The sequence below is a fragment of the Caballeronia arvi genome (assembly GCF_001544695.2).
Taxonomy (GTDB): domain Bacteria; phylum Pseudomonadota; class Gammaproteobacteria; order Burkholderiales; family Burkholderiaceae; genus Caballeronia; species Caballeronia arvi.
In genome coordinates this window covers 241,026-267,251 of sequence record NZ_FCOM02000003.1, presented here as the reverse complement: position 1 = coordinate 267,251, position 26,226 = coordinate 241,026, and the positions used below count along the sequence as shown (strand labels likewise).

At 64.2% G+C, this 26,226-nt stretch carries 19 protein-coding genes; 11 read left to right on the top strand and 8 right to left on the bottom strand.

All coding sequences use genetic code 11. The annotated features are described in order from the left end of the window. Positions 1 to 2: 2 nt before the first annotated feature. Together AWB74_RS05930 and AWB74_RS05925 are read right to left on the bottom strand one after the other, a co-directional pair. Positions 3 to 1,025 (bottom strand): aldose epimerase family protein, encoded by a 1,023-nt coding sequence (locus AWB74_RS05930; protein ID WP_061145920.1) that lies wholly within the window; start codon positions 1,023 to 1,025, stop codon positions 3 to 5. A 23-nt stretch (positions 1,026 to 1,048) separates the two neighbouring features. Beyond that, a complete protein-coding gene (locus AWB74_RS05925) occupies positions 1,049 to 1,723 on the bottom strand; it encodes an HAD family hydrolase (protein ID WP_061123059.1) in 675 nt (224 codons plus the stop codon). A 166-nt stretch (positions 1,724 to 1,889) separates the two neighbouring features. Here AWB74_RS05925 and AWB74_RS05920 point away from each other — a divergent pair, with 166 nt between their 5' ends. After that, complete coding sequence (locus AWB74_RS05920; protein WP_061145919.1) at positions 1,890 to 3,029, top strand: 3-deoxy-7-phosphoheptulonate synthase; 1,140 nt, start codon at positions 1,890 to 1,892, stop codon at positions 3,027 to 3,029. A gap of 619 nt (positions 3,030 to 3,648) precedes the next feature. On the opposite strand, the gene AWB74_RS05910 is transcribed toward AWB74_RS05920, so the two are convergent. Continuing rightward, complete coding sequence (locus AWB74_RS05910) at positions 3,649 to 8,508, bottom strand: response regulator (RefSeq protein WP_061145828.1); 4,860 nt, start codon at positions 8,506 to 8,508, stop codon at positions 3,649 to 3,651. 379 nt (positions 8,509 to 8,887) lie between these two features. Here AWB74_RS05910 and AWB74_RS05905 point away from each other — a divergent pair, with 379 nt between their 5' ends. Next, positions 8,888 to 9,142: a DUF6723 family protein gene (locus AWB74_RS05905; RefSeq protein WP_087038863.1), complete on the top strand. Its 255-nt coding sequence runs from the start codon at positions 8,888 to 8,890 to the stop codon at positions 9,140 to 9,142. A 215-nt stretch (positions 9,143 to 9,357) separates the two neighbouring features. Beyond that, positions 9,358 to 10,761, top strand: a complete 1,404-nt coding sequence (locus tag AWB74_RS05900) for an MFS transporter (RefSeq protein ID WP_061145826.1) — start codon at positions 9,358 to 9,360, stop codon at positions 10,759 to 10,761. A gap of 450 nt (positions 10,762 to 11,211) precedes the next feature. On the opposite strand, the gene AWB74_RS05895 is transcribed toward AWB74_RS05900, so the two are convergent. From AWB74_RS05895 to AWB74_RS05885, 3 genes are all read right to left on the bottom strand, one after another. Continuing rightward, positions 11,212 to 11,532 (bottom strand): hypothetical protein, encoded by a 321-nt coding sequence (locus AWB74_RS05895; protein ID WP_235024493.1) that lies wholly within the window; start codon positions 11,530 to 11,532, stop codon positions 11,212 to 11,214. A 306-nt stretch (positions 11,533 to 11,838) separates the two neighbouring features. After that, complete coding sequence (locus AWB74_RS05890; protein ID WP_235024492.1) at positions 11,839 to 12,159, bottom strand: hypothetical protein; 321 nt, start codon at positions 12,157 to 12,159, stop codon at positions 11,839 to 11,841. 120 nt (positions 12,160 to 12,279) lie between these two features. Further along, positions 12,280 to 12,501 carry a hypothetical protein gene (locus AWB74_RS05885; protein WP_061145825.1) on the bottom strand — a complete coding sequence of 74 codons (222 nt, stop codon included), beginning with the start codon at positions 12,499 to 12,501 and terminating at the stop codon, positions 12,280 to 12,282. A 109-nt stretch (positions 12,502 to 12,610) separates the two neighbouring features. On the opposite strand from AWB74_RS05885, the gene AWB74_RS05880 reads away from it, so the two are divergent. Both AWB74_RS05880 and AWB74_RS05875 read left to right on the top strand, forming a co-directional pair. Then, positions 12,611 to 13,822, top strand: a complete 1,212-nt coding sequence (locus tag AWB74_RS05880) for a putative DNA modification/repair radical SAM protein (RefSeq protein ID WP_061145824.1) — start codon at positions 12,611 to 12,613, stop codon at positions 13,820 to 13,822. Beyond that, positions 13,822 to 15,237, top strand: coding sequence for a UdgX family uracil-DNA binding protein (locus tag AWB74_RS05875; protein ID WP_061145823.1), 1,416 nt, complete (start codon positions 13,822 to 13,824; stop codon positions 15,235 to 15,237). Before AWB74_RS05880 ends, AWB74_RS05875 begins: the two co-directional genes overlap by 1 nt. Before the next feature lie 8 nt (positions 15,238 to 15,245). Here AWB74_RS05875 and AWB74_RS05870 read toward each other — a convergent pair whose 3' ends face one another. After that, positions 15,246 to 16,034, bottom strand: a complete 789-nt coding sequence (locus AWB74_RS05870; protein WP_061145822.1) for an SDR family NAD(P)-dependent oxidoreductase — start codon at positions 16,032 to 16,034, stop codon at positions 15,246 to 15,248. Positions 16,035 to 16,343: 309 nt separating this feature from the next. On the opposite strand from AWB74_RS05870, the gene AWB74_RS05865 reads away from it, so the two are divergent. The 3 genes from AWB74_RS05865 (at position 16,344) to AWB74_RS05855 (ending at position 20,676) form a co-directional block, all read left to right on the top strand. Continuing rightward, on the top strand, positions 16,344 to 17,150 hold the full coding sequence (locus tag AWB74_RS05865) for a DUF4410 domain-containing protein (RefSeq protein ID WP_061145821.1): 807 nt from the start codon (positions 16,344 to 16,346) through the stop codon (positions 17,148 to 17,150). Positions 17,151 to 17,228: 78 nt separating this feature from the next. After that, positions 17,229 to 18,500: a cardiolipin synthase gene (cls, locus tag AWB74_RS05860; RefSeq protein WP_061145820.1), complete on the top strand. Its 1,272-nt coding sequence runs from the start codon at positions 17,229 to 17,231 to the stop codon at positions 18,498 to 18,500. A 106-nt stretch (positions 18,501 to 18,606) separates the two neighbouring features. After that, a complete protein-coding gene (locus AWB74_RS05855; protein ID WP_061145819.1) occupies positions 18,607 to 20,676 on the top strand; it encodes a putative bifunctional diguanylate cyclase/phosphodiesterase in 2,070 nt (689 codons plus the stop codon). 713 nt (positions 20,677 to 21,389) lie between these two features. Here AWB74_RS05855 and AWB74_RS05850 read toward each other — a convergent pair. After that, the gene (locus AWB74_RS05850) at positions 21,390 to 22,928 is read right to left on the bottom strand and encodes a DHA2 family efflux MFS transporter permease subunit (protein WP_061145818.1); all 1,539 of its coding nucleotides are present in this window, start codon (positions 22,926 to 22,928) and stop codon (positions 21,390 to 21,392) included. 144 nt (positions 22,929 to 23,072) lie between these two features. On the opposite strand from AWB74_RS05850, the gene AWB74_RS05845 reads away from it, so the two are divergent. The 3 genes from AWB74_RS05845 (at position 23,073) to AWB74_RS05835 (ending at position 26,115) form a co-directional block, all read left to right on the top strand. Further along, positions 23,073 to 23,516, top strand: coding sequence for a MarR family winged helix-turn-helix transcriptional regulator (locus AWB74_RS05845; RefSeq protein WP_061122936.1), 444 nt, complete (start codon positions 23,073 to 23,075; stop codon positions 23,514 to 23,516). Between the two features lie 131 nt (positions 23,517 to 23,647). Then, complete coding sequence (locus AWB74_RS05840) at positions 23,648 to 23,953, top strand: DUF4148 domain-containing protein (protein WP_061145817.1); 306 nt, start codon at positions 23,648 to 23,650, stop codon at positions 23,951 to 23,953. A gap of 254 nt (positions 23,954 to 24,207) precedes the next feature. Then, entirely contained in the window at positions 24,208 to 26,115 is a 1,908-nt protein-coding gene (locus AWB74_RS05835) for a M60 family metallopeptidase (RefSeq protein ID WP_061145816.1), read from the top strand. Positions 26,116 to 26,226: the final 111 nt, after the last annotated feature.

Genomic DNA, 26,226 nt, shown 5'->3' with positions numbered 1-26,226 from the left:
CGTCAGCGCACGCGCAGCGTATAGCGCGTGCGCTGACGATACACGTCGCCGGGACGCAGGACGGCGCGCTCGCCGTCCATGTTGATCTCGTTCGGAAAGCCGCCCGCTTCGAGACACAGCCCCGCCTGCTTGCGATAGTGCGAGCCATCGCGCGCGGGCACGCCTTCCAGATAATTCCCCGAGTAGAACTGCAGGCCGCGTGCATCGGTTGCGACGCTCAGTTCGCGTCTGCTCGATGGATCGAACAGCACGGCGACGCGGCGGGGTTCGCTGGCGTGGTCGTCGAAGGCATAGCAATGATCGAAGCCGCCCGCGATGGCGAATTGCGCATGCGGGGCGTCGAGCCGCGCTCCGATCGATGCGGGCGCGCGCAAATCGAACACGCTGTCCTTCACGTTTTCGCGCGCGACGGGAATCGATGTTTCATCGATCGCCCAATACGTATCCGCCGCGATCGATATTTCATGTGCGCGAATGGTCGCTTCGCCGCTCAGGTTGAAGTACGCATGATTCGTCAGGTTGACGGGCGTTGGCGCGTCGGTGCGCGCTTCGTAGTCGATGGATAACGTGCCGTCGTCAGCGAGTGCATAGCGCACGCTCACGCTCAGATTGCCCGGAAAACCCGCCGCGCCCGCAGGCGAATCGAGCCTCATGACGAGTGCGCCATCTGTCGTTTGCGCCCGCCACATCTGCCGATGAAAACCCTCCGCGCCGCCATGCAGATGATTCGCGCCTTCGTTGCGCTCGACCTGATGCGCGACGCCATCGAGCACGAAGCGCGCATCGCGGATGCGATTGGCCCAGCGCCCGATGATCGCGCCCATGAACGCTTTGCCGCTTCGATATTGTTCGGGTGTGTCGTGGCCGAGCAGCACATCGGCGAAACGGCCTTCGCGATCCGGCGCGAACCATGACACGAGCGTCGCGCCGAGATCGCTGATATCGACGCGCATGCCGCACGCATTGCGCAACGTATAGAGATGCGCGTCGCCCCACGGGCGAACTTCGATGAGAGAAGAGGTCATGTACGCGATCATCTCACGGCTGGTTATGGCCGTGCAGCGACTTCATCGAGATGCAGCAGCAGGTCGGCGGGATCTTCATAGACGCGCAGCGCGCCCGAGCGTTCGAGTTCATCGCTGCCGTAACCGCCCGACAGCAGGCCGACGCCGAGCGAGCGGCAACGCCGAGCGGCAAGCATGTCCCAGATGCTGTCGCCGACGACGACCGTATGTTCGATCGGCACGTTCAGCCTCTCGGCCGCGGCGAGGAACAGATCGGGATCGGGCTTCGCGTACTTCACCATGTCGCGCGTAATGACCACTTGTTTGGCCGGATCGACGCCCAGCGCTTCGAGATTCACCTGCGCGGTTTCCATGCGTCCGCTCGTCGCGATGGCCCAGCGTGTGCCGGCGTTCGTCAGCGCGTCGAGCAGTTCGCGGGCGCCCGGCAGCGGACACACCTGCGCGCGCAGACGCTTATACGCTTGCGCATGCAGTTGACGCAGATGCTCGACGCGATCCGCGCTGATTTCGCCGTGCGTCTCGCGCAGCAGTTGATTGGTGAAGAGGCCTCCGCTCATGCCGATCTTGCGATGAATGCGCCACACGGACAACTCGATCCCTTCCGCGTCGAGCGCTTCCTTCCACGCGAGCACATGTTGATAGACGCTATCGACGAGCGTGCCGTCGAGGTCGAACAGAAATGACGTTTCGATGCGCATGGTCCGCTCCACTTGAGGATGTCGTATGGGCTTCATCATACGCACGATCCCGCGCTTGCGGCGTCGAGATGCGATAATGAATGTTTGCGCCGAAAGGCGGAAAGCGCGCGGAAAGCACGCACAAAGTCCCTGAATTCTGCATCAATCACGCATGACGGAGCCTATCTTGACCCGCATCGACAATCCCTCCCGCGATCAGGAGGCAGGCGTGGCCGACTCCACGCAAGACACGACCCGCATCGACGACACGCGTATCGGCGCGGTGCGTCCGCTGATTTCGCCCGCGCTCTTGCTCGATGAATTGCCGGTGACGCCGGGCGTGCAGACGCTCGTCGAAGAGAGCCGCGCGCACATCGCGAATATTCTTCACGGGCGCGACGACAGGCTCGTCGTCGTGGTCGGCCCGTGCTCCATTCACGATCACGATCAGGCGATGGAATATGCGCAGCGCCTGAAAGCCGTCGCGGACCGGCTGCGCGACGATCTGTTCATCGTGATGCGCGTGTACTTCGAGAAGCCGCGCACGACGGTCGGCTGGAAAGGCTATATCAACGATCCGCGTCTCGACGGGAGCTTTCGTATCAACGAAGGCCTGCGCCGTGCGCGTGAACTTCTGCTCGATATCAGCGGCCTCGGCTTGCCGACTGCGACGGAGTTTCTCGATCTGCTGAGCCCGCAATACATCGCCGATCTGATCGCGTGGGGCGCGATCGGCGCGCGTACGACGGAGAGCCAGAGTCATCGGCAACTGGCATCGGGTCTGAGCTGTCCGATCGGCTTCAAGAATGGCACCGATGGCGGCGTGCAAGTCGCGGCGGACGCGATCGTCGCGGCGGGCGCGAGCCACGCATTCATGGGCATGACGAAGATGGGCATGGCTGCGATCTTCGAGACGCGCGGCAACGACGACTGCCACGTCATTCTGCGCGGCGGCAAGAAGGGGCCGAACTACGATGCCGAAAACGTCGCGGCTGCGTGCGGCGCGCTGGCGGCGCTCGGACAGCGCGAGCAGGTGATGATCGATTGCTCGCATGCCAACTCTAACAAGTCGCATCTTAGGCAGGTGGATGTCGCGGAGGACATCGCGCGGCAACTGGAAGCGGGGGAGCGGCGCATCACGGGCGTGATGATCGAGAGTCATCTGGAGGAGGGGCGGCAGGATTTGAAGCCGGGGGTGCCGCTTCGGCATGGTGTGTCGGTTACCGATGCTTGCCTTGGGTGGACTCAGAGCGAGCCGGTGCTTGATTTGCTTGCTGAGGGTGTGAGGAAGCGGCGCGCGCTTGCATGCGCCTCTAGTGAATCCTGATTTCGCGTTGGTTTATTAGCGATGCCCCTCCCCGGGGCGGGGGTAACTTTCTTTGCTGCTGCAAAGAAAGTCACCAAAGAAAGCAGCTATCCCCATCCAAAGTACTTCACGCCGGCCGCGGCACAGGCGATCGATTTGTGGTCCGGCAGTAGCGAGTGCCCTCAAAGGTCTTGTCGGGCGTGGACCGCGCACGGTCTGACAAACCATAACTTTGAAGATACTGGTTCAGCACGAAATAGCTTCGGCACAGCGCTACGCGCTGCCGTCGGGTATGCAAGGGAAACCACGCACCCGCACCCGCACCCGCCTGACCCATCGGCCGCGAAGCGGGCTGGAGCTATTTTGTGCTGAACCAGTCAGTAGTGCGGTGCGATGTGTCGGACCGTGCGCGATCCAAGCCCGGTTAGGCCTATGAGGGCACTCGCTACTGCCGGACCACGAGATTAGTTCTGTGCCGCGGCCGGTATGAAGTGCTTAGGCTGGGGATAGCTGTTTCTTTGGTTACTTTCTTTGCAGCAGCAAAGAAAGTGACTGCCGCCCCGCACAGGGGCGAAGCTAATAAACCGACACGAAAACAGGCTTCCACGACAGAAAAAGCAAAGCAAGGCAAGCAAAAAACCTACCTAACCGCAGCACTCAAAGCATCGATCAAAGCAAGCGGATCAAACGGCTTACGCAACTGCACTGCACGAGGCAGAACCCTCCGCTCATCCTCGCTGAGCGCGAGCTCATACCCAGTAACGAACACCACACCCAACCCCGGCGTCTCGCGACAAGCGGCAATCGCCAACTCCACCCCCGACCGTCCCGCAAGATCCACATCCGTCAGCAGCAGTTCGAACCGATGCTCCCGCAACAAAGCCATCGCCTCATCGAAGCTGCCGGCATCGGCCAGATCGACCCCAAAGGTACGCAACAGCTCCGCAGTACTCGCACGCACGAGTTCATTGTCTTCGACGAACAGCACGCGCATGTGAGAAAGCACATCCTCCTGCGCAAGGCCAGGCACGATCCTGTCGATGACCGCCGGCGCCGGCACCCGCTGCGCCAACATCTGCCGCACCTTGCGCGCGAGCGCTTCATGCGTATAAGGCTTACTCAACAAATCGATGCCTTCGTCGAGCCGTCCCGCATGCACGATCGCGTTATCCGTATAACCCGAGGTGAACAGCACCGCAATACCCGGCACACGCTCACGCGCCTTCCTCGCAAGCTCCGTGCTGCGCAACGGCCCCGGCATGACGACATCGGTGAACAGCAGATCGATCGGCACGCCGCTCTCGACGATCGCCAACGCGCTCTGCGCATCCTTCGCCCGCAGCACGCGATAACCCAGATCGGCGAGCAGTTCGACAACCGTCGCGCGTACTTCCTCATCGTCCTCGGCGACGAGAATGGTCTCCCTGCCGCCCTTCGCCGGACCGGAATCGACGTTCGTCTCCAGATCCTCTTCCTTGCGCGCGCGCGGCAGATAGATACGCACCGTCGTCCCGTGTCCCTGCTCGCTATACACCTTCACGTGCCCGCCGGATTGCTTGACGAAGCCATAGACCATCGAAAGGCCGAGGCCCGTGCCCTGTCCCTCGCGCTTGGTCGTGAAGAACGGCTCGAACGCGCGCTCCTGCACTTCGGGCGACATGCCCGAGCCCGTGTCCGTCACCGCGACCATCACGTACTGGCCCGGCGAGACATCGGCGTTGCGCATGGCGTAGGTTTCGTCCAGCGAGGCATTGCCCGCTTCGATCGTCAGCTTGCCGTGACCGGCCATTGCGTCGCGCGCATTGATCGCGAGATTGAGCAGCGCGTTCTCGACCTGAAACGGATCGACGAGCGTATTCCACAAGCCGCCCGACACGATGGTCTCGATCTCGATGCCGTCGCCGAGCGCGCGGCGGAACATGTCGTCGAGGCCGCGCACGAAGCGGCCCAGATTGACGACCTTCGGCGCGAGCGGCTGGCGTCTGCCGAACGCAAGCAGTTGCGAGGCAAGATTCGCGCCGCGCGCGACGCCCGCGAGCGCATTCTTCACGCGCTGCTCGGGCTTGTCCTGTCCCGCGACGTCCTTCGCGAGCAACTGCAGATTGCCGCCGATGACCTGCAGCAGATTATTGAAGTCATGCGCGACGCCGCCCGTCAGCTTGCCGATCGCTTCCATCTTCTGCGCCATGCGCAGCGCTTCTTCCGCGTGACGCAGCGCTTCGGCGGTCTCGCGGTCCGCGGTGACGTCGCGGCCCACGCCGTGGATGCGCCGCGTGCGCGGATCGAGCGACACGGTCCACGCGATCCAGCGCCAGCCGCCCTCGGCGCGGGAAAGCCGGCACTCGTAGCGCACGGGCAGGCCGCTGGCGCGCAGGCTGTCGAGCTCCGCGGCCGCGGCGCGCGCATCGTCCGGATGCACGAGATCCATCACCGTGTGCGAATGCAGGCGCTGGGAATCGAAGCCGAGCACGCTCGTCCACGAAGGGCTCACGCGCAGGAGCGCGCCCTCGAAGCTCGCGACGTAGAAGAGATCCTCGCTCAGTTCCCACAGACGGTCGCGATCGGCGACGGCGTCGGCCACGCGCCGTTCCAGCGTCTCGTTCAGATCGCGCAGCGCGTCCTGCGCCTTCGTCCGTTCAGCGATCTCGGTCTGCGCGGCCTGAAAAAGCCGCGCATTGTCGATCGCGATCGCCGCCTGCGATGCGATGCCCGTGACGATGCGCTCCGCGCGCTCGTTGAACACGCCCGGTTCCGGATGCCCGAAGAACAGTCCGCCGAGCACTTCGCCCGTGCGCGAAAGCACCGGCGCGGCGAGATAGCTGCGCACGGCGAGATGGCCTTGCGGCATGCCGTGATGCGGCGCGTTGTGACCGTAGCGCGGATCCTTCGTGATGTCGTCCGAGCGCACGATGCCAACGCCCGCGAACGTCGGGCCGAACACGGCGGTGTTGCGCGGCATCGGGAATTTCGCGAACGTATCCTTCGGCACGCCCGACAGTGTGTAGAGCGTGTAGCTGCCACCTTTGTCGTCGAGCACGTTGTAGAAGAACGAGCCGAAGGCGGCGCCGGTCAGCTCCGTCGCGGCATCGACGACGACCTGCACCGCGCGGCTCAGTTCGAGCTCGCCCGCGACCGTCGTGCCGACGCGATTGAGAATCTCGAGCGTGCGCGATTCGTCGCGCAGCTTCTGCTCGGTCGCGTGACGCAGCCGCGCGAGCCGCAGGTTGCTGGCCACGCGCGCAAGCAGTTCGCGCGCGGAAAATGGCTTGGTCAGATAGTCGTCCGCGCCCGCTTCAAGGCCGCCCACGCGCGCTTCCTCGCCCGCGCGCGCGGACAGCAGCACGACCGGCGTCTCGCGCAGCGCCTCGTCCTCGCGCAGCGCGGCGAGCAGCGCGAAGCCGTCGAGGCGCGGCATCATCACGTCGGAGACGATGACCTCCGGACGCACTTCGCGGGCCATCGCGAGCGCGGCTTCGCCATCGGCGGCGACGCTCACGTCGTGGCCCGCCGCGGCGAGCATGCGGCGCATGTAGTCGCGCAGATCGGCGTTGTCGTCGACGATCAGCACGCGGCCCGGCATCGCGTCGGGCGGCGTGGGCTCGTCGGCCGCGCTCACGCCGAGCGGCGCGTCTTCGTCGCTTTCGAGTTCGGGCGGCGCGCCCGCGTCCGGCATCCAGCGCATGGCGGCATCGACATACGAGCGCGCGCGGATGCTCGCTTCGGCATGCGGCGCGCCATTTTCCGCGCTGACACGCTCGCGCGGCGCGGGCAGCGTGACCGTGAAGCACGCGCCATCGCCGAGCGTGCTTTGCGCGCGGATCGAGCCGGCGTGCAGTTTCACGAGCTCCTGGACCATCGCGAGGCCGATGCCGCTGCCTTCCACCGAGCGGCCGGCCGCGCCCGCGACACGATGGAAGCGCTCGAACACGCGCGCCAGTTCGTGCTCGGGAATGCCGATGCCGGTATCGCGCACGCATAGTTCGATGCCTTGATCGGTGTTCGCATGCAGGGCGATGTGGATGACGCCATCGAACGTGAACTTGAACGCGTTCGACAGCAGGTTCATCACGATCTTTTCCCACATGTCGCGGTCGATGTCCGCGATCACGGGCGCCGGCGGCATATCGATTTCGAGGCGCAGCCCGGCCGATTCGATGGCCGAGCGAAACAGCGATGCGAGCTCGGCGGTGAACACGGCGAGATCAGTCGGCTGCCGATGAATCTCGATGCGTCCCGCCTCGATGCGCGAAAAGTCGAGCAGCGCATTCACGAGCTTGAGCAGCCGCAAGCCGTTGCGATGCATGATCTCGACGATGCGCAAATCCTCGCGGCTGACGCGCTCCGGGCTCGCGAGCAGTTCTTCGAGCGGACCGAGCATCAGCGTGAGCGGCGTCCTGAACTCGTGACTGATGTTGGAGAAGAACGTGGTTTTCGCGCGGTCGATTTCGGCGAGCGCTTCGGCGCGGCGGCGCTCTTCGTCGTACGCGTGCGCGTAGCCGATCGCCGCGCCGATCTGGCCCGCGACCAGATTCATGAACGCGCGATAGCTTTCGTCGAAGAGCCGGTACGGATTGAGCGCCGCGATCAGCACGCCCGCGCGGCCAGTCTCACCCGATGGCGCGATGGGCAGCAGCACCGCGCTTTGCGGCGGCGTGCCCCATGCGCCCGTCGGCAGCGGCGCGGCGAAGCGCTCGTCGAGACCGGTCACGACGCGCGCCTGGTTGTCGCGCAGCACGTCGGCGAAAGGCCACGGATGTGCGTGCGCCGCATGCAATATCGCCGGCGCGGCAGGATGTCCCGCTGCGATGCCGCACGGGCCGACGAGCGTCGCCGTGTCGCCCCCGGGCTCGGCTGCGTAGAGCAGGGCGAAGGGCATGTCGCGCGATGCGCCTTCGAGCGCGCGCATCGACAGTTCGCACGCGTCGCGCCAGTTGCGCGCATCCGCCGCCGATGCCGCCAGTTCGCGCAGCACGTTCAGCTGACGCTCGCCGAGCACGCGCTGGGTGTCGTCGCTGTTCGCGCAGATGATGCCGCCCGCGCCGCCGCGGTCATCGGGAATCGGGCTGTAGGAGAACGTGTAATACGTTTCCTCCGGAAAGCCGTTGCGCTCCATGATGAGGAGCTTCTGTTCGACGTAAGTGCCTTCGACGCCTGTGAGCGCGGTGTCGAGCAGCGGGCCGATCTCGTTCCAGATTTCGCGCCACACGGCGGAGGTCGGCTGGCCGAGCGCTTGCGGATGCTTGCCGCCGATGATCGACTTGTACGCGTCGTTGTAGAAGAACAGCAGGTCGGTGCCCCAGCCGACCCAGATCGGCTGGCGCGACGTCAGCATGATGCGGATGGCCGTCTTCAGACTTTGCGGCCAATGCGCGGGCGCGCCGAGCGACGTTTGCGTCCAGTCGAAACCGCGGATGAGCGCGCCCATTTCGCCGCCGCCCAGCAGGAAGGTCGGGTCGAGCCCGCTCATCCTCGTATCCGCGATCAGATTGTCAGCTTTCATCGACGCTTGGTCTCCTCGCCCGGTTTCTCGATGTGGCGACGTCCTGGCACGGAAAGGTGCCGGTATTGGGTTCGAATCGGTCGCGCGGCGCCTGAGAGGGCGGGCGAAAACGATTCTCGGATTCTCGCACGGAAAACGCTTCTCTCGCGGCCGCCGTGCGCGCGACAGGCCCGTATTTAAAGGCGCTCGGGGTGCCCGGTGCGGCGCGGCCTGAGCCGTTGCACGATAGCAATTTGCTTACCTGCTCGAGGCGCTCTGCGTTCATTCTCGCCGTGCCGTCCATAGCGCGGAACGCAGTTTGCTAAGCGTTTCGCTGAAGCGAGAAGAGTCGCCTCCCATCCTTGCCAGCGCGTCCTTAAGCAAAACCATGTCCAGACCGATGCCCAGAACCACACCGATATCCGATGCAGGGACATACGAGGGCTTCGACATCTACGCATCGTACGTAGTGAACGCGACGGGCATGCACATCGGCACCTTGAAGGTCGTGAGAAAGCGCGACAGGCGCGTGCTCTATCCGTTCGATGGCTGCGAGACCATCGGCCCATTCGAATCCAGCGACGATGCGCGACGCGCCGCCGAGGCGCTCGGGCGGCGCATCGTCACGGCTGACATCGCCAGTCCGGAGCCGTGAACGTCGTCTTTCGTCGCGCCAGAATGTCCTATGACATCCCGCTAAGCCGCCGTCGACGATCGAGAACCGCCTGTGCTTCGGGGAAAACCCCAGCGTGCTTATCGTCCTAGGACATGCGAGGCGGGCGGCATGCGTCTGTATCTTGACCTCAAGGCGGTGCGATGCGCGCGGATTCGGGCGCGGCACCGGGTCACTGACGCATCCGGAAAACGACTATGAGTTACGTGCAACCCACCACGAGGCAAGACGCGCAGACGGCGTCCGATGATGCTCACGCGCGCGGCCCGATCAGGCGCGCGATGGCGGCATCGGCCATCGGCAATGCGACCGAGTGGTTCGACTACGGCATCTACAGCTACGGCCTCACCTACATCTCGGCCGCGCTCTTTCCCGGCAGCACCGCGCAGGCGACGCTCTTCGCGCTCGCGACCTTCGCGATTTCCTTCCTCGTGCGGCCGCTCGGCGGGCTCTTCTGGGGGCCGCTCGGCGACCGGCTCGGCCGCAAGCATGTGCTGGCGCTGACCATCATCATCATGTCGATGGCGACGCTCGTCGTCGGCCTCTTGCCTTCGTACGCGAGCATCGGCATATGGGCGCCGGTGGCGCTCATCGCGCTGCGCATGATCCAGGGCTTTTCGACGGGCGGCGAGTACGGCGGCGCGGCGACCTTCATGGCCGAGTACGCGCCCGATCACAAGCGCGGCTTTTGCGGCAGCTTCCTCGAATTCGGCACGCTCGCGGGCTTCTCGCTCGGCGCGTTCCTGATGCTCGGCTGCTCGGTTCTCCTCGGCAACGACGCGATGCACGCATGGGGCTGGCGCTTGCCGTTCCTCGTTGCAGCGCCGCTCGGTCTGATCGGCCTGTATCTGCGCTCGAAGATGGAAGATACGCCGGTGTTCCGCGAGTGCGCCGAGGCTGCGGAGCGTGAGCAACACAAGGGCGTGCCGCTGCGCGAGCTGTTCTCGCAATACTGGAAGCCGTTGCTGCAGCTCGGCGGCCTGGTCGTCGCGCTCAACGTCGTGAATTACGTGCTGCTCGCTTATATGCCGACCTTCATGAAGAAGGAGCTCGGCATGAGCGACAACCTTTCGCTGCTGCTTCCCTTGATCGGCATGCTGTCGATGATGGTGCTGCTGCCATTCGCGGGTGCGCTGTCGGATCGCATCGGGCGCAAGAAGGTGTGGTGGCTGTCGCTCGTGGGGTTGTTCGTCGCCGCCGTGCCGATGTTCTCGCTGATGTCGCATGGCATCGCGGGCGCGTTGATCGGACTTGCGGTGCTGGGTCTGCTCTATGTGCCGCAACTTGCGAGCATCTCGGCGATGTTTCCTGCGATGTTCCCGACGCAAGCGCGTTATGCGGGTATGGCGATCGCCTATAACTTGTCGACTTCGGTTTTTGGCGGCACTGCGCCGATGGTGACTGATTGGCTTATCGGTCGCACGGGTAATACGCTGGTGCCGGCTTATTACATGATGGCCGCTTGTGCGGTCGGAGCCGTTGCGTTGGTGTTCGTTACCGAGACGGTCGGGTGCTCGCTGCGTGGGCGTGAGATTCCGGGCGCGGGGCTGCGGGTGGAGGACTCGGGGCGTGAGAGGATGCCGGAGCATCGGCATGCTTGATGGTTGCTTTCGGTTTTGCTTTTTTGCTTTCGCCGGATCCCACTTTCGCGTTGGTTTATTAGCGTTGCCCCTGTGCGGGGCGGCAGTCACTTTCTTTGCTGCTGCAAAGAAAGTAACCAAAGAAACAGCTATCCCCAGCCTAAGCACTTCATGCCGGCCGCGGCACAGGCGATTGGGTGAATGGCCCCCGGAGTAGCGAGTGTTCTCGTGGGTCTGTTGCGACGTGGACCGCGCACGGTCTGCCGCCCGATAGCTTTAAGCGCGCCGGTTCAGCACGAAATAGCTCCGGCACTGCGCTACGCGCTGCCGCGGGGTATGCAAGGGACACCACGCGCAATCCTCTGGCTATGCGAGCCGTGACACGCGCTTTTCTTCGACGGCGCGATCGGCGTCGGATAATACGTTGCGGGCGGCGATCACTCGCGCCCGCAACGTGAAGTCATCGGTCGATCATTGACCGAAGAAGACGTCGCAACGCGGCTTGTCGCCGCAACTGCCCTGACTGCGACCGCTCGCGGATGCGCTCATGCCGGCCGGCATGCCGCCGTATGCCGATTCGTCTGCCTGCGCCGCGGGCATGGCGGGCATCGCGGTGGTCTGCTGCTGATCAGGCATGGCCTGCGACATGTACATCGGGCGCATCGTCTGAACGAGTTGCTGTTGGTCCGCGGACATGCCCTGAGCGTGCGCCGCGCCGATGCTGGCGACGCTGGTCGTGAGCGCGCAAGCGGCCATCATCGCGAAAAGTTTCGGGGTAAGTTTCGCCTTCATGTTCCAGCTCCTTGAAACGAATGCACAAGCAGCCGGGAACACGATTCTCGGACTCCTTGCAGCTTTGTCGATGGATAGGATCGAGCGCGGCGGCAAGGGCCGAATGGGTTCGTCCGACGCGGCAATAGAACCGTCGCAGAACGACGAATAGCGCTCAGGAGCTAAGTTACGGCGATGCCCATGCGCAAGAAATCCCTATTTGGCAGGGATACTTTGGCAGGGGTGAGTTGACCGTGCGGCCGATAAAAAACGCTCGGGCTTGCGCGAAGCACGAGCGCGCTGCACAAACTGAATGCTTCGTTGCGCTTAGTACGACTTCGAGGCGCCGCCGCTCGACGTTCCCGAGCCGGAACTGCTCGAACCGCTCTTGCTGTTCTTGTGCATCTTGTTGCTATGGGACGAGTCCATCGTGTTGGCACCCGATGCGCCCGAAGTCGAACCCGTCACGCCGCCGCTATTCGGCGTGCTCATGCCGGTGCCGCCCTGACCGGCGCCGTTGCCACCCGCCGTGCCGCCGCCTGCACCCGCTCCGCCGCCGCCCCCGCCACCCGCGCCCTGCGCGAACGCCGCACCCGACAGACCCAGAATCAAGGCCGAAACAAGCAAGCTTCTCTTTGCGTTCTTCATGGTGTCCTCTCGTTGATCGATGGTATTGATGCGCACCGCATCGCAAGAACGTTGCGGCGCCGCCCGACCATTAGCGCAATCGCCGTGCCGCTCGCGATGGCAGGACACGACGCGCAAGCGCTAGGCCAGCGCCTCATCGCACCATTCGATTGCCCACGCGCGCGCGCAATGCACGGCGTCCCACTCGCTCGTGAAGGCGTCGAGATCGCCGGATTCGAAGACCTCCACGTGTGCGGTGTGATCGTCAGGCGAACGCGTGATTCTCGCGTGAGCGTAGTAATTGCCGTCCTCGTCGTGACGTGCGGTGCAGTCGATATGGAACGTCTTGTAGTCGAAACGCATGAGGGGCTACCAGGAGTAAGTTGGCGAAGGCAGGTCCGAAGTGTGCGCTATATGTTTGACTCAATGACTCCTGTGAGATACTGTATATACATACAGTATTGCCATCAAGATGGATCTCTCCGAAAAGCTCGAAATCCTCGCCGACGCCGCCAAGTACGACGCATCGTGCGCAAGCGGCGGCGCCCCCAAGCGCGAGTCTCGCGGCATCGACGGCCTGGGCGCCAGCACCGGCTCGGGCATCTGTCACAGCTTTACGCCCGACGGCCGCTGCGTTTCGCTGCTCAAGATTTTGCTGACGAACTTTTGTCTGTATGACTGCCGCTACTGCATCAATCGCCGCTCGAGCAATGTGCCGCGCGCGCGATTTACGCCGGAAGAAGTGGTCAGCCTTACACTCGATTTCTACCGCCGCAATTACATCGACGGCCTGTTTCTGAGTTCGGGCGTGATTCGTTCGTCGAACTACACGATGGAGCAGCTCGTGCTCGTCGCGAAAACGCTGCGCGAGAAACATCAGTTTCGCGGCTATATTCATCTGAAGACGATTCCCGATGCCGACCCCGAAATCATCGCGCAGGCGGGACGTTATGCCGACCGTCTGAGCGTGAATATCGAGTTGCCGACCGAAATCAGCCTCGAGCGTCTCGCGCCGGAAAAAAGCGGCCGCACGATCAAGCTGGCGATGGGCAATATCCGCGTCGCGCGCGAGGAATCGGAAGCAGAGCCGCGGGCGCCGCGTTTCGCGCCGGCGGGACAGAGCACGCAAATGATCGTCGGCGCCGATGAAACCGACGACCGCACCATCCTCGGCACCGCCGAAACGCTCTACGGCTCGTATCAGTTGAAGCGCGTCTATTACTCGGCGTTCAGCCCGATTCCCGACAGCCCGTCGGGGGTGCCGTCGAAAGCGCCGCCGCTGTTGCGTGAACATCGTCTGTATCAGGCCGATTTTCTGATGCGCGGCTACGGATTCGGCGCCGCCGAACTGCTCGGCGATGCCGGCAACCTGCCGCTCGACGTCGATCCGAAGCTCGCATGGGCGCTCGCGCATCGCGAACGCTTTCCCGTCGATCTGAACGCCGCGCCCGCGCGCATGATCGCGCGTGTGCCGGGCATCGGCATGCGCAACGCGAAGCGCATCGTCGAGTTGCGGCGCACGCGCCGTGTGCGCTATCACGATCTCGTGCGGCTGCGCTGCGGCATGGACAAGGTGAAGCCGTTCGTCGTCACGGCGGATTATCGGCCGCCGCTTTCCGAGGCGTCGTCGGACGCTCTGCGACGCGCGCTCGCCACCGGTCCGGTGCAACTCTCGCTGATCTGATGCACGTCATCGCCATCGACGACGATTTTGACGCCTGGCGCGCCGCCGCGCTCGATGCGCTCGCGCAAGGGCTCGCGCCCGAAGCGACCGACTGGCGCACGTCGCAGGCGGAGCCCGCGCTGTTCAACGAATCCGCGCCGCCTGTCGACTCGGGCAACGCGCCGCAGATACGCGTCTCGCGCGAACTTGCGGCGCTGTTGAAGGACGCCGCGCATTTCCGCGACGCGCGGCGATGGAGCTTTCTCTATCGCGTGCTGTGGCGCTGGGCGCAGGGAGACCGCTCGGTCGCATCGCCCGCGGATGAAGACGGCGCGCGGCTCTACAAGATGGCGAAGGCGGTACGCCGCGCGCAGCACGACATGATCGCCTATGTGCGCTTTCGTCAGCGCGACGCGTCGCTCGGCGCGCCCGAATACGTCGCGTGGTACGAGCCCGATCACGATGTGCTCGCGTGGGGCGCGGAACATTTCGCGGCGCGCATGGGGCGCTCGACATGGCTCATCGCGACGCCCGACGGCGCCGCCATGTTCGACGGCGAGCGGCTGCAACTGGAGCGCCGCCGCGCGCTCGCATCGGAACATACGAGCGACACGCCCGACGCCGCCGAAGCGCTGTGGATGACCTATTACCGCAGCATTTTCAATCCCGCGCGCCTCAACGAATCCGCGCTCGAGCAGCACATGCCCGTGCGCTTCTGGAAAGGTCTGCCCGAAGGCGCGCTGATTCCGAAGCTCGTCAGCGATGCGCGCGGCGGCGCGCGGCGCGTCGCGCAGGCGCAGCGCGTGGGCGCGCTCGGCGGCAAGGCGGTTCAGGTCGAAGCGAACGAAGCGCAGCCCGAACGCGACGCACCCACCTCGCTCGATACATGCCGGCGCTGCGATCTGTGGCGCAATGCGACGCAGGCGGTGGGCGGCGCGGGTCCGTCGGATGCGCGCATCATGCTGCTCGGCGAACAGCCCGGCGATCAGGAAGACCTGAAGGGCGAACCGTTCGTCGGCCCGGCGGGACAATTGCTCGACGACGCGATGCAGCGTGCCGGCGTGCCGCGCGAGCAGGTCTATCTGACGAATGCGGTCAAGCATTTCAAGTGGGAACCGCGCGGCAAGCGTCGCCTGCACAAGACGCCCGCGCAGCAGGAAGTCGAGGCGTGTTCGTACTGGCTCGACCAGGAAATGCAGAGCGTGGGCGCGCGCGTGATCGTCACGCTCGGCGCGACCGCGCTCGCTGCGCTGTTCGGCCGGCGCGCGACGCTGTCTGCGCATGTCGGGCGCGTCGTGCCGTACGGGGACAAGCTCGTCGTCGCGACCTATCACCCGTCGTATGCGCTGCGCCAGAACGACGAAGCCGCGCGCGAGCGCACCGTCGCGGCCATCGTGGCGGCGCTCGATCAGGCGCGCGAACTCGCGTCCAAATAAGCCAGCGCTCAGAATGCCGCGCGCACGACGCCGCCGTCCGCGCGCAACGCCGCGCCGTTCGTCGCCGACGACAGTTCCGAGCACACGTAAGCCACCGTATTCGCGATTTCCTCGGGCGTGATGAAGCGCTTGAGAATCGAAGTCGGGCGCGCTTCTTCGAAGAACTGCTTCTCGAAGTCTTCGAAGCTCTTTCCACCGGAGAGCTTTTCGACGAAATCGGTGACGCCTTCGGAACTCGTCGGCCCCGGCAGCACCGAGTTGACTGTGACGCCCGTGCCCGCGCATGTCTCCGCGAGTCCGCGCGAAAGCGCGAGCTGCGCGGTTTTCGTGAGGCCGTAATGAATCATCTCGACGGGAATCTGGATGCCGCTTTCGCTGCTGATGAACACGACGCGGCCCCAGTTCTTCTCCTTCATCTTCGGCAGATATGCGCGCGAGAGCCGCACGCCCGACATCACGTTCACGTTGAAGAACCGCAGCCATTCGTCGTCGGAGATTTCTTCGAAAGGTTTCGGATCGAAGATGCCCATGTTGTTCACGAGGATATCGACGTGCGGAAAGCGCTTCACGAGCGCGTCCGCCTGCGCGGCTTCCGATATGTCGCCGGCGAAGCCCTCGGCCTGCGCGTTTGGCACGAGTTCGCGCAGCTTCGCGAGCGCCGCATCGACGGACGGCTGCGAGCGGCCGTTGACGATCACGCGCGCGCCCTCGCGAGCAAGCGCTACAGCGATGGCGTGACCGATGCCCTTCGTCGATCCGGTTACGAGTGCGAGCTTGCTGGCGATCTTGAGATCCATGTTTGCTCCTTTTGAACGGTTTTTTTGCGGATTGCGTCGATGCGCCTGCGCGACGCGTTCCGACGATGTTAACCAGAAGCCGCGTGCTCTGCAGAGCCGACGCAAAACGTCGCTGAAGGCCGCTGAGCGCCGCGCCACGCGCCTGTGCGCCCGCTGAAACGCAGCGACATAAATGCTCGATGGCCTCGCGGGCGGTCATCGTCCATAGTCTGGCCTGCGTGATCGAGAAACAAAGCAGCAGCGAGAACCGAGAGCCCCATCACGCATCCATCCACATCATTCCCGGCGCGGCCGGTACGGAGATGCACCATGTCGAACTCGATCAAATTCTCGTCGCTCAACGCAATCTTCAAGAAAGCGCGCGGCGCGGCGCTCGCCGGACTCGTCGTCGGCACGGCAGTGCTGGCGGGATTCGGCAGCAATCCGGCGCAGGCGGCGAGCCAGTACAACCAGTACGGCGCGCAGTACGCGCAGACCGCCGCCGCGCCCGCGACGCGCCCCGACACCATCTACGTCTACGCATTCGCCAGCGATGCGAACGAGGTCAAGCTCGACAATCACGGCATGATCTCGAAGATCGGCTCGGCCTTCTCGGGCGATTCGCAAGCGCAGAAGCAGGCGCAGGACGCCATCGCGGCGCGCGAGGAAGTGGCGAACGAGATCGTCGCCAAGCTTCAGTCGATGGGCCTGCGCGCCGTCCGCGCCGACGTGCAGCCGCCGCAAGACCAGAACGTGCTCGTCGTCGAAGGCAGCTTCAATACGATCGATGCCGGTAATCGCCGCCGCCGCGTGCTGATCGGCCTCGGCGCGGGTGAGAGCAAGGTCGGCGCGACCGTGCAGCTCGTCTACAAGCCGGCGCACGGCGTACCGCAACTCCTCGAACAATTCGACGCGAACGCGGACAGCGGCCATATGCCGGGCGTGGCGGAAATGGCGGGCGTCGGCGCGGTTGCCGGACATGTCGCGACCTCGCTCGCGGTGTCGGGCGGGCTGCATGGCGTGTCGGAGAAGAAGCACGCGGATGTATCGTCGGATGAGAAGCGCCTCGGCGACAGCATCGCCAAGCAGATCGCGAAGCTCGGCCAGGATCAGGGCTGGATGCCGGCGAAGAGCTGATCGGGCACGCGCGCGATGCGCGGTCCGGAACCTGCTTAAACTAGGGTTCCGGACGAATGTTCGCTTCGCGAGACGCGCATGCCGACGATTGCCTTGATTGCCCTGACGATTGTCGCGACGCTCGTCGTCGTGCTCGTGATCGCGAACCTGACGAGCGGCGAAAAGAAGATCGAGCACAAGATCGAACGCCTGTACGCCAGCGACGATCCGCAGTTCCTCCGCTCGATGGGCCTGCTGCTCGGGCCGCCCGTCGTCGGGGAAAACCGCTTCGAGGTGCTCCTGAACGGCGACGAGATCTTTCCGTCGATGCTCGAAGGCATCCGCTCGGCGCAGGCGTCGATTACGTTCGAGACGTTCATCTACTGGTCGGGCGCGATCGGCGAGCAGATCGCCAGCGCATTGTCCGACAAGGCGCGCGCGGGCGTGCCGGTGCATGTGCTGCTCGACTGGGTCGGCTCGTCGAAGATGGACAAGCGCTACCTGCGCATGCTGCGCGACGCGGGCGCAGAGGTGATCCAGTATCACAAGCCGCACTGGACCGGCCTCGGGCGCATGAACGACCGCACGCACCGCAAATTGCTCGTGATCGACGGGCGCATCGGCTTCACGGGCGGCGTGGGCATCGCCGAGGAATGGACCGGGCACGCGCAGGACGAGAAGCACTGGCGCGACACGCATTTTCGCGTCGAAGGCCCGGCGGTCGGCCAGATGCAGGCGGTCTTCATGGACAACTGGGTCAAGGCGACCGGCAACGTGCTGCACGGCGCGCAATATTTTCCGGAGATCGACGCCGCGGGCGACGGTCTCGCGCACATGTTCAGCAGCTCGCCTTCAGGCGGCAGCGACGACATGCAGTTGATGTATCTGATGGCGATCACCGCCGCGACGCACTCCATCCATCTGTCGAGCGCGTACTTCGTGCCCGACAAGCTGACGATCAACGCGATCGTCGAGGCGGCGCGGCGCGGCGTGGAAGTGCGCATCATCACGCCGGGCAAGCGCATCGACACGCATACCGTGCGCGAGGCGTCGCGCGCGTGCTGGGGCGATCTGCTCGCGGCGGGCGTCGAGATATTCGAGTATCAGCCGACGATGTTCCACTGCAAGCTCATCATCGTCGATGACTATCTGGTGTCGGTCGGCTCGACCAATTTCGACAGCCGCTCGTTCAAGCTCAACGACGAAGCCAACCTGAATATCTACGACCGCGATTTCGCGCGTCAGCAGACCGCGATTTTCGACGACGACGTCGCCCACGCGAAGCGCATCACGCTCGATGACTGGCGCCGCCGTCCGATCGTCGAAAAGCTCGTCGAACGCGTTGTCGCGCTGCTCGATCCGCAGCTTTGACGTTTGCGCGCAACGTATCGCGAATATTTCTCGTCTGGAGACTAAGGAACCGCGCACGGAAGCCGATAAGACGCTCACGCAAACAAGTCCCTGGCTAATGGCAGCTATGCACGGCACCTACAACTTCTGGCTGGTTGCGGCATCGCTGGTCGTGGCGACGCTCGCTTCCTTCACCGCGCTCGATATATCGGGCCGCATCGCGATGCTATCGCAGTCGCGCATGCGACATGTCTGGCTCGCGGGCGGGGCGGCGTCGATGGGCATCGGCATCTGGTCGATGCATTTCATCGGCGTGCTCGCGTTCGAGCTGCCGATTCCGCTCGGCTACGATCTGAAGATCACCGCTGCGTCGCTCGGCATCGCGGTGCTCGTGTCGTTTTTCGCGCTCCACGTCATCACGAGCAGGCGGCTGACGGCGAGACGCCTCGTCGCGAGCAGCGTGCTGATGGGCGCGGGCATCGCGACGATGCACTACACGGGCGATGCCGCGATGCGCATGCAGCCGGCGATCGAATACGATCCGTGGCTTTTCGCGGCGTCGATCGTGATTGCGGTGGTGGCGTCGGGCGCGGCGCTGTGGATCGCCCACACGCTGTCCGACGCGAGCCAGAAGAACGTGCTGGCGAAGCGCATCGCGTCGGCTTTCGTGATGGGCATAGCGATCACCGGCATGCACTACACGGGCAACGCGGCGGCGGAGTTCCTGCCGGGCTCGATTTGCGGCGCGGCCAACGACGTCGACGCGCGCTGGCTCGCGACGACGATCGCGATGTTCACGCTTGCCATTCTGATCATCACGCTCGTCCTGTCGCGCTTCGACGCGCGCACGGCGCTGCTCGCCGGGTCCGTGTCGCGCCTGAACGGGCAGATCGTGCGCATGGCGACCTTCGACACGCTGACCGATTTGCCGAACCGTCGCACGCTGAACGAGTGCATCGATCGCGCGATCAGGAATGCGCGGCATAACCGCAGCCGCTTCGCGATTCTCTTCATGGATCTCGACGGCTTCAAGACCATCAACGATTCGCTCGGCCATACGGTCGGCGATGAAGTGCTGAAGGCGTTCGCGCGACGCCTGCAGGAGTGTGTGCGCGGCGGCGACACCGTCGCGCGTCTGGGCGGCGACGAGTTCGTCGTGATGCTGGAAAACCTGCACGCACCGGCCGACGCCGAGAAAATGGCCGAGCGCATTCTCGACACGATGAAAAAGGGCCTGCTCGCGGCGAACCATCCGTTGCAGGTGATGCCGAGCATCGGCATTGCGCTGTATCCGCAAGACGGCGAGACCGTCGAGGCGATGCTCAAGCACGCCGATGTCGCGATGTACGAGGCGAAGCGCGGCGGGCGCAGCACGTATCGCTTCTTCGAGGCGAGCATGAACGAAGCGGCCGTGCGGACCTTGCAGATCCAGCAGGCGCTGCACGAGGCGTTGAGCGCCGGGCATTTCTATCTGCTATTCCAGCCGAAGTTTCGCGGCAAGAGTGGCGAACTGGCGGGCGCGGAGGCGTTGATCCGGCTGGACCATCCGGAGATCGGCACGCTGACGCCGCTCGAATTCATTCCGATCGCGGAGCGGTCCGGGCAGATCGTGGAGATCGGCTACTGGGTCGTGCGCGAGACGTGCCGGCATCTCGTCGGATGGCGCCGCGAGGGAAGTCCGCCGGTGAAGGTGGCGATCAACCTGTCGCCGCGGCAGATGTGCGAGGCGGATCTCGTTGCGAACATGCTACGGATCGTACGCGAGGAGGGCGTGGAGAGCGAGCAGATCATGTTCGAGATCACCGAGACGGTGGCGATGCAGGATGCGCCGCGCACCATCGAGATGATTCACGCGTTTCAGGAGAATGGCTTCGAGATCGCGATCGACGATTTCGGCACGGGGTATTCGAGTCTCGCGTATTTGCAGCGCTTTCGCGCGAAGCAGCTGAAGATCGATCGGTTCTTCACCAATGGTCTCGATGAGAACGGGCAGGAAGGGCGTGCGATCGTGTCGGCGATCATCGCGCTTGCGCATTCGCTCGATATGGATGTCGTTGCGGAAGGCGTGGAGACGGGGTCGCAGCTCGACAGGCTGCAGGACATGATGTGTGATGAGATGCAGGGGTTCTTGCTGGCGATGCCTTTGTCGGCGGATGCGTTTGGGGTGATGCTGGAGCGGGGGGAGGTGAGTGTATAGGGGGCGGTTTGGGTTTGGTTTTTTGGGTTTTCGCCGGATCCCGTATTCGTGGTGGCTTATTAGCGTTGCCCCTCCCCGGGGCGGGGGTAACTTTCTTTGCTGCTGCAAAGAAAGTCACCAAAGAAAGCAGCTTCTCCCAGCCTGAGCACTTCACGCCGGCCGCGGCACAGGCGATTGGCTGAATGGAACCCAGAGTAGCGAGTGTTCTCGTAGGTCCAGTCGGACGTGGATCGCGCACGGTCTGATACATCGCGCCGCTTAACGAATTGGCGCAGCCCTTGCAAGCTCCGGCCCGCTTCGCGGCCGACGGGTCAAGCGGGTCTGCCCGTGCTTCCTTGCTGATCTCTCTATCTCAATGCAGTCGCGCTAAGCTGGTTTCCCTCGCATACCTTTCGGCAGCGCGTAGCGCTGTGCCGGCGCTATTTTGTGCTGAACCAGCGCGCTAAAAGTTATAGCTTGTCAGACCGTGCGCGGTCCACGTTGCCCGAGTTTTGTGGGGGCACTCGCTACTCCGGGTTCCATTCAGCCAATTGCCTGTGCCGGGGCCGGTGTGAAGCACTTTGGATCGAAAAGCTGCTTTCTTTGGTGACTTTCTTTGCAGCAGCAAAGAAAGTTACCCCCGCCCCGGGGAGGGGCAGTGCTAATAAACCAACGCGAAATCAGGATTTCCCGCATAGAGGCGCCCGCAGAGAGGCGCAAGCCCAATCCCGATGTCAATCCATCGCCGCATGCGCCACCGACTCCTCGGCACCCGCCTTCGCCGGCCGAATCAGCAACAACAACGGCACCACCAGCAACGTCGCGACGAACATCAGCTTGAAGTCGTTGAGATACGCGATCATCGATGCCTGCTGCGTGATGGTCTGATTCAGCATCGCGATGTCCTGCATCGAGCCGCCCGCCAGCATCGACTGCATCGCCGGATTGAACGGCGTCACCTGCGCGGCGAGGTCCGCGTGCGCGACCTGCGTGTTGCGCGTCATCAACGTCTGCACGATCGAAATGCCGATGCTGCTGCCGATATTACGCATCAGGCTATACGTGGCGGTGCCGTCGGCGCGCAGTTCGGGCGTGAGCGTCGAAAACGTCAGCGCCGACAAAGGCACGAACACGAGCCCGAGCCCGAAGCCTTGAATCACACCCGGCCACACGATGTCCGACTCCGACAGCACAATCGTGTAATGCATCATCTGCCAGAGCGCCAACGCCGATATCAGAAACCCCGACAGCAGTAACAACCGCGCGTCGATGTGCTTCAGCAACCGCCCCGCGACGAGCATCGCGACCATCGTGCCCGCGCCGCTCGGCGCCGTGACGAGGCCCGTCGTCGCGACGGGATAGTTCATCAGGTTTTGCAGCATCGGCGGCAGAAGCGCGCGCGTCGCATACATCACCGCGCCGATCACGAAGATGAAGCACGTGCCGGTCGCGAAGTTGCGGTCCTTCAGCAACTGATATTTGAAGAACGAGCGCGCGCCGGCCGTCGCCGTATGCGCGATGAAGAAGACAAAGCTCGCCGCCGCGAGCAGCGCCTCGATGCGGATTTCCATCGAACCGAACCAGTCGAGTTGCTCCCCGCGATCGAGCATCGCCTGAAACGCGCCGATCGCAAGGCCGAGCGTCGCGAAGCCGAACGCGTCGAACTTCACCGCGCGCCGCGCGGCCTGCGTCGGCAAAAAGGTCCACACGCCGAAGAGCGCGAACGCCCCGATCGGCACGTTGATGAAAAACACCCAGCGCCAGTTGTAACTGTCGGTGAGCCAGCCGCCGAGCGTCGGACCGAGAATCGGCCCGACCATCACGCCCATGCCCCACACGGCCATCGCCTGACCCTGTTTCTCGCGCGGATTGATGTCGAGCAGGATCGACTGCGACAGCGGCACGAGCGACGCCCCGAATATGCCCTGCAGAAGCCGCGAGCCGACGATCTGCGCAAGCGTCTCCGACAAGCCGCAAAACGCCGATGCCACCGTGAAACCCGCAATCGACAGGCACAGCAGCTTCTTCACGCTCAGCCGGTCCGACAGCCAGCCGGTAAGCGGCGTCGCGATTGCCGCCGCGACGATATACGACGTGAGCACCCACGTGATTTCGTCCTGCGACGCCGACAGGCTGCCCTGCATATGCGGCAGCGCCACGTTCGCGATGGTGCTGTCGAGCGTCTGGATCAGCGTCGCGAGCATGATCGAAACGGTCAGCATGCCGCGGTTCAGAGGCGCCGCGGCGCGTTCCGTGGAAACTTCGGAGGACATGGATGCAGCCGCCCGCTAGCGGCTTTTGTAAGTAGGGTGATGATAAGCACGCTTATTATAGGCCATGCACGGAGCGGCGCAATGCGGTCAACTACGGGGTCCGCGCGGGTGCACGCATCGAAAGCTCTTACCTATAATCGCGCGATGGAAACCCAACTCGACAAACGCTTCGGCTTTCTGGTCGCGGACGTGGACCGCCTGTGCGGCAATCGTTTCGACGTCTTGGCGAAGTCGTCGCTCAATCTCACGCGCGCGCAGTGCCGCGTGCTCGCGTATCTCTCGCACTATGGCGAGGTCAATCAGGCGCGGCTCGCGGGTCTGCTCGAAGTCGCGCCGATCTCCGCCGGACGGCTGCTCGACCGCATGGAAGAGGGCGGCTGGATCGAGCGGCGCCTCAATCCCGACGACCGCCGCGAGCGACAAGTCCGCATGACCGCGAAGGCGGAAAAGGCGCTGGATCGCGCGCGGCGCGTTGGCGACGAGATCACGTCGGAGGCGCTCGCCGGTTTCAGCCGCCAGGAAAGCGAACAGTTGATCGCGCTGCTGCAACGCGTGCGCGGCAATCTGAGCCGCATCGTCGATCGCTGAAGCGGGCGGAAATCGTTCGCTGACGGATCGCGCGGGCCGTGCTAACGTGCCGCGCGTGGATCGCAGATTGCTCACGCGATTCGCGCAAGCGTCGTTGTCAACCGTCGCCATCCATCCGGAGAAGATCGATCATGAACAAACGCACCGCACCGTTGGCCATCATCGCCATGTCAGTCGCCGCGCTCGTCGGCGTGCCCGTCGCGCAGGCGCAGGACACGGCCGCTCCGGCCGCCGCAGCCGCCTCCACGCCGAAGCAGGTCAAGAAAGCCGAGCGCAAGGCGGCGCGCGCGAAGAAGAACGCCGAGCTGAAGGAACTGGAAAAGAACGGCTACAACCCGGCCGGCGATCAGACCAACTATCCTCAGAATCTGCAGAACGCGCAGTCGAAGATCAATGCGCAAAAGGCAGGGAAGCCGGCACCCGCGTCGGCGCCCTGACGTGCGGCGCGGACGCGGTGTCCGCGCGCCTCGATCTAGTTGATATGACGACGTCGCGTCGTTTTGCGGACCGCGCGGCGTGTCCCTGACCGCATCGCCCACGGGAGACCGATGCCGGTGGTGCTTCCGGCACCAAAGCCCTCCCCACCCAGCCCAAGACTCGACGCGCCGCGCGAGTTGCCGTACTGTCGTCATAAAGGCCGCGGCGCTCGACCCGAACCGCTGGCGACGACAAGAGCAACGGGAGGGCGGGCATGCGCTGGCTTTCATGGCTGTTGATGTTCGTGTTGTGCGGCGCGCACGCCGCACCTCATTACTACGCGCCCATGTCGTTCTATCCGCACGATGCGGCGCGCATCTCGCGCTTCGCGTCGACGCCCGGCGCGATACAGGTTCCCTACGGCGCCGGCGCGAAAGTCGAGGAAGGCGAGTTCTATATCGTCTCGAATGCATCGTTCAAGGCCCTGACCGCGCAAGTCCAAAGCGACGGCACGATCGCGCTCGTGCAGTCCGGATGGACGCCCGAGCGCGCCTCGAGCCAGATCTGGACCGTGGTCAAAGAGGGCAGCGGCTTTCGCCTTTTTTCGAAGCGCTATGGCCGATACGTGACGCTCGGCACGCGCGTGGATCTCGAAGAGGAATCGGGCGAAGCACGGCAGAACTGGAGCATCGAAACCGATGCGAACGCGGTGACCATCGCGGCGACCGGCACGAACACGGGTCTCGCGATCGAGCATCATGCATTGCGCGATGGCGCGTTCGTCGAAGTGAACGCGCAGGCAGGGCAGTGGCGTCTGTACGAGGTCCGGAATGCAAGCGCCGATCACGCGTACCGCCCGCTCGATGCGGCCGCGCGCTCGACCTACGACAACATGAACAGGCGCTATCACCTGAGCGCGTTCGCACCGGATGCGATCGAGGCCGACCGGCTGCGCGGCTTTCGCTGGACCGACTATCATCCGTCGGGGCTCTATGTGTCGAAGGGCGAGTCCGTGGTGATCGACGTAAGCGGTCTCGCCGATGACGGCCCGGATGGTCTCATCATCATGGTCGGCAACAAGAACGGCTTTTTCAAACGTCAGCCAGCGGGCGATCCGCAGATGATTCTCGCGACGGAAGGGCGCAACGAGTTCGTCGCGTCGCGCGATGGCCTGCTCTACTTCGAATATATCGATAGCGGATTCAACGAGCGGCCGCGCAGGTCGATCGATGTTTCCGTGCGCGAAGGCGGGCGGCCGGCGCCGTTCTATATCGAAGGCACGACGACGCCCGGCGAATGGCGCGCGATGCTGCAACGTTACGCCGATGCGCCGCTCATCGAGATGGTCGGCAGACGGACGATGTTCACCGTCGCGCGCACGATGTACGACAAGTCGGGCGCCGCGGACCCGGCCGCGCTGCTCGGGTATGTGCAGCGGATCATGGGCTATCACGACGAAGTGTCCGGGCTGGACGGATCGAGCGCGCTCGACACGCCGTCGCCGTTGCGCGTGCACTTCGTACAGGACGCCATTTCGACGCACGCGGACTTGCAGGACGCGTATCTGTACGCGACCTACTACATGATCGGCCTGCCGTTGAACAGCGCGGCCGAGACTTTGCTCAAGCCCGCCAAGGCCGATGCATGGGGGGTGTGGCACGAGCTCGGCCACATGTATCAGCAATGGGACTGGACCTGGCCGGGCCTGACGGAGACGACGGTCAACATCTATTCGCTGCATGCGCTGCAACGCCTCGGCACGCCGATGGTCTCGCCGCTGCTGCAGGTTGCCGATACGCGCGGCAGGAAGAACCGCCTCGACCTCGCGACGCTCTATCTCGCGCAGCCGTCACGCAATTTTCTCGATGATGCGTCGTTTCCCGTGCCGTCTGAAGCGCTCTGGATCAGGCTCGTGATGTACGAGCAGTTGCGCCGCGCGCTCGGCGACGGCTTTTATGCACGGTTGCACAAGTCGTATCGGCTGCATCCGCTGACGCAGGCGGAGGACGGCGACCGGAACGAGGTGCAGATCTTCGTGCTGCGCGCGTGCATCGCCGCGAATCTCGACCTCACCGAATTCTTCTCGCGATGGGGCTTGCCGGTCGATACGGCGACGCGCGCGGCGATCGCAGAGCTGAAGCTGAAGACGCCGGCGACGGATTTGTCGCGGATGCGGATTTGAGGCGCGCGACGGCGGCGATGGATGGAAGTTGGTGCTGGTTCACACAGACCAAAAAAACGCCGGCGCACAACAGGCGCCGGCTAAATCCTGGCTTACGAGGGCTGCCAGAAT

Excerpts from the sequence above, each read along its gene's own strand:
- AWB74_RS05930 (WP_061145920.1), bottom strand. The coding sequence starts at position 1,025 with ATGACCTCTTCTCTCATCGAAGTTCGCCCGTGGGGCGACGCGCATCTC.
- AWB74_RS05925 (WP_061123059.1), bottom strand. The coding sequence starts at position 1,723 with ATGCGCATCGAAACGTCATTTCTGTTCGACCTCGACGGCACGCTCGTC.
- AWB74_RS05910 (WP_061145828.1), bottom strand. The coding sequence starts at position 8,508 with ATGAAAGCTGACAATCTGATCGCGGATACGAGGATGAGCGGGCTCGAC.
- AWB74_RS05905 (WP_087038863.1), top strand. The coding sequence starts at position 8,888 with ATGCCCAGAACCACACCGATATCCGATGCAGGGACATACGAGGGCTTC.
- AWB74_RS05900 (WP_061145826.1), top strand. The coding sequence starts at position 9,358 with ATGAGTTACGTGCAACCCACCACGAGGCAAGACGCGCAGACGGCGTCC.
- AWB74_RS05895 (WP_235024493.1), bottom strand. The coding sequence starts at position 11,532 with ATGAAGGCGAAACTTACCCCGAAACTTTTCGCGATGATGGCCGCTTGC.
- AWB74_RS05890 (WP_235024492.1), bottom strand. The coding sequence starts at position 12,159 with ATGAAGAACGCAAAGAGAAGCTTGCTTGTTTCGGCCTTGATTCTGGGT.
- AWB74_RS05885 (WP_061145825.1), bottom strand. The coding sequence starts at position 12,501 with ATGCGTTTCGACTACAAGACGTTCCATATCGACTGCACCGCACGTCAC.
- AWB74_RS05880 (WP_061145824.1), top strand. The coding sequence starts at position 12,611 with ATGGATCTCTCCGAAAAGCTCGAAATCCTCGCCGACGCCGCCAAGTAC.
- AWB74_RS05875 (WP_061145823.1), top strand. The coding sequence starts at position 13,822 with ATGCACGTCATCGCCATCGACGACGATTTTGACGCCTGGCGCGCCGCC.
- AWB74_RS05870 (WP_061145822.1), bottom strand. The coding sequence starts at position 16,034 with ATGGATCTCAAGATCGCCAGCAAGCTCGCACTCGTAACCGGATCGACG.
- AWB74_RS05865 (WP_061145821.1), top strand. The coding sequence starts at position 16,344 with ATGTCGAACTCGATCAAATTCTCGTCGCTCAACGCAATCTTCAAGAAA.
- cls (WP_061145820.1), top strand. The coding sequence starts at position 17,229 with ATGCCGACGATTGCCTTGATTGCCCTGACGATTGTCGCGACGCTCGTC.
- AWB74_RS05855 (WP_061145819.1), top strand. The coding sequence starts at position 18,607 with ATGCACGGCACCTACAACTTCTGGCTGGTTGCGGCATCGCTGGTCGTG.
- AWB74_RS05850 (WP_061145818.1), bottom strand. The coding sequence starts at position 22,928 with ATGTCCTCCGAAGTTTCCACGGAACGCGCCGCGGCGCCTCTGAACCGC.
- AWB74_RS05845 (WP_061122936.1), top strand. The coding sequence starts at position 23,073 with ATGGAAACCCAACTCGACAAACGCTTCGGCTTTCTGGTCGCGGACGTG.
- AWB74_RS05840 (WP_061145817.1), top strand. The coding sequence starts at position 23,648 with ATGAACAAACGCACCGCACCGTTGGCCATCATCGCCATGTCAGTCGCC.
- AWB74_RS05835 (WP_061145816.1), top strand. The coding sequence starts at position 24,208 with ATGCGCTGGCTTTCATGGCTGTTGATGTTCGTGTTGTGCGGCGCGCAC.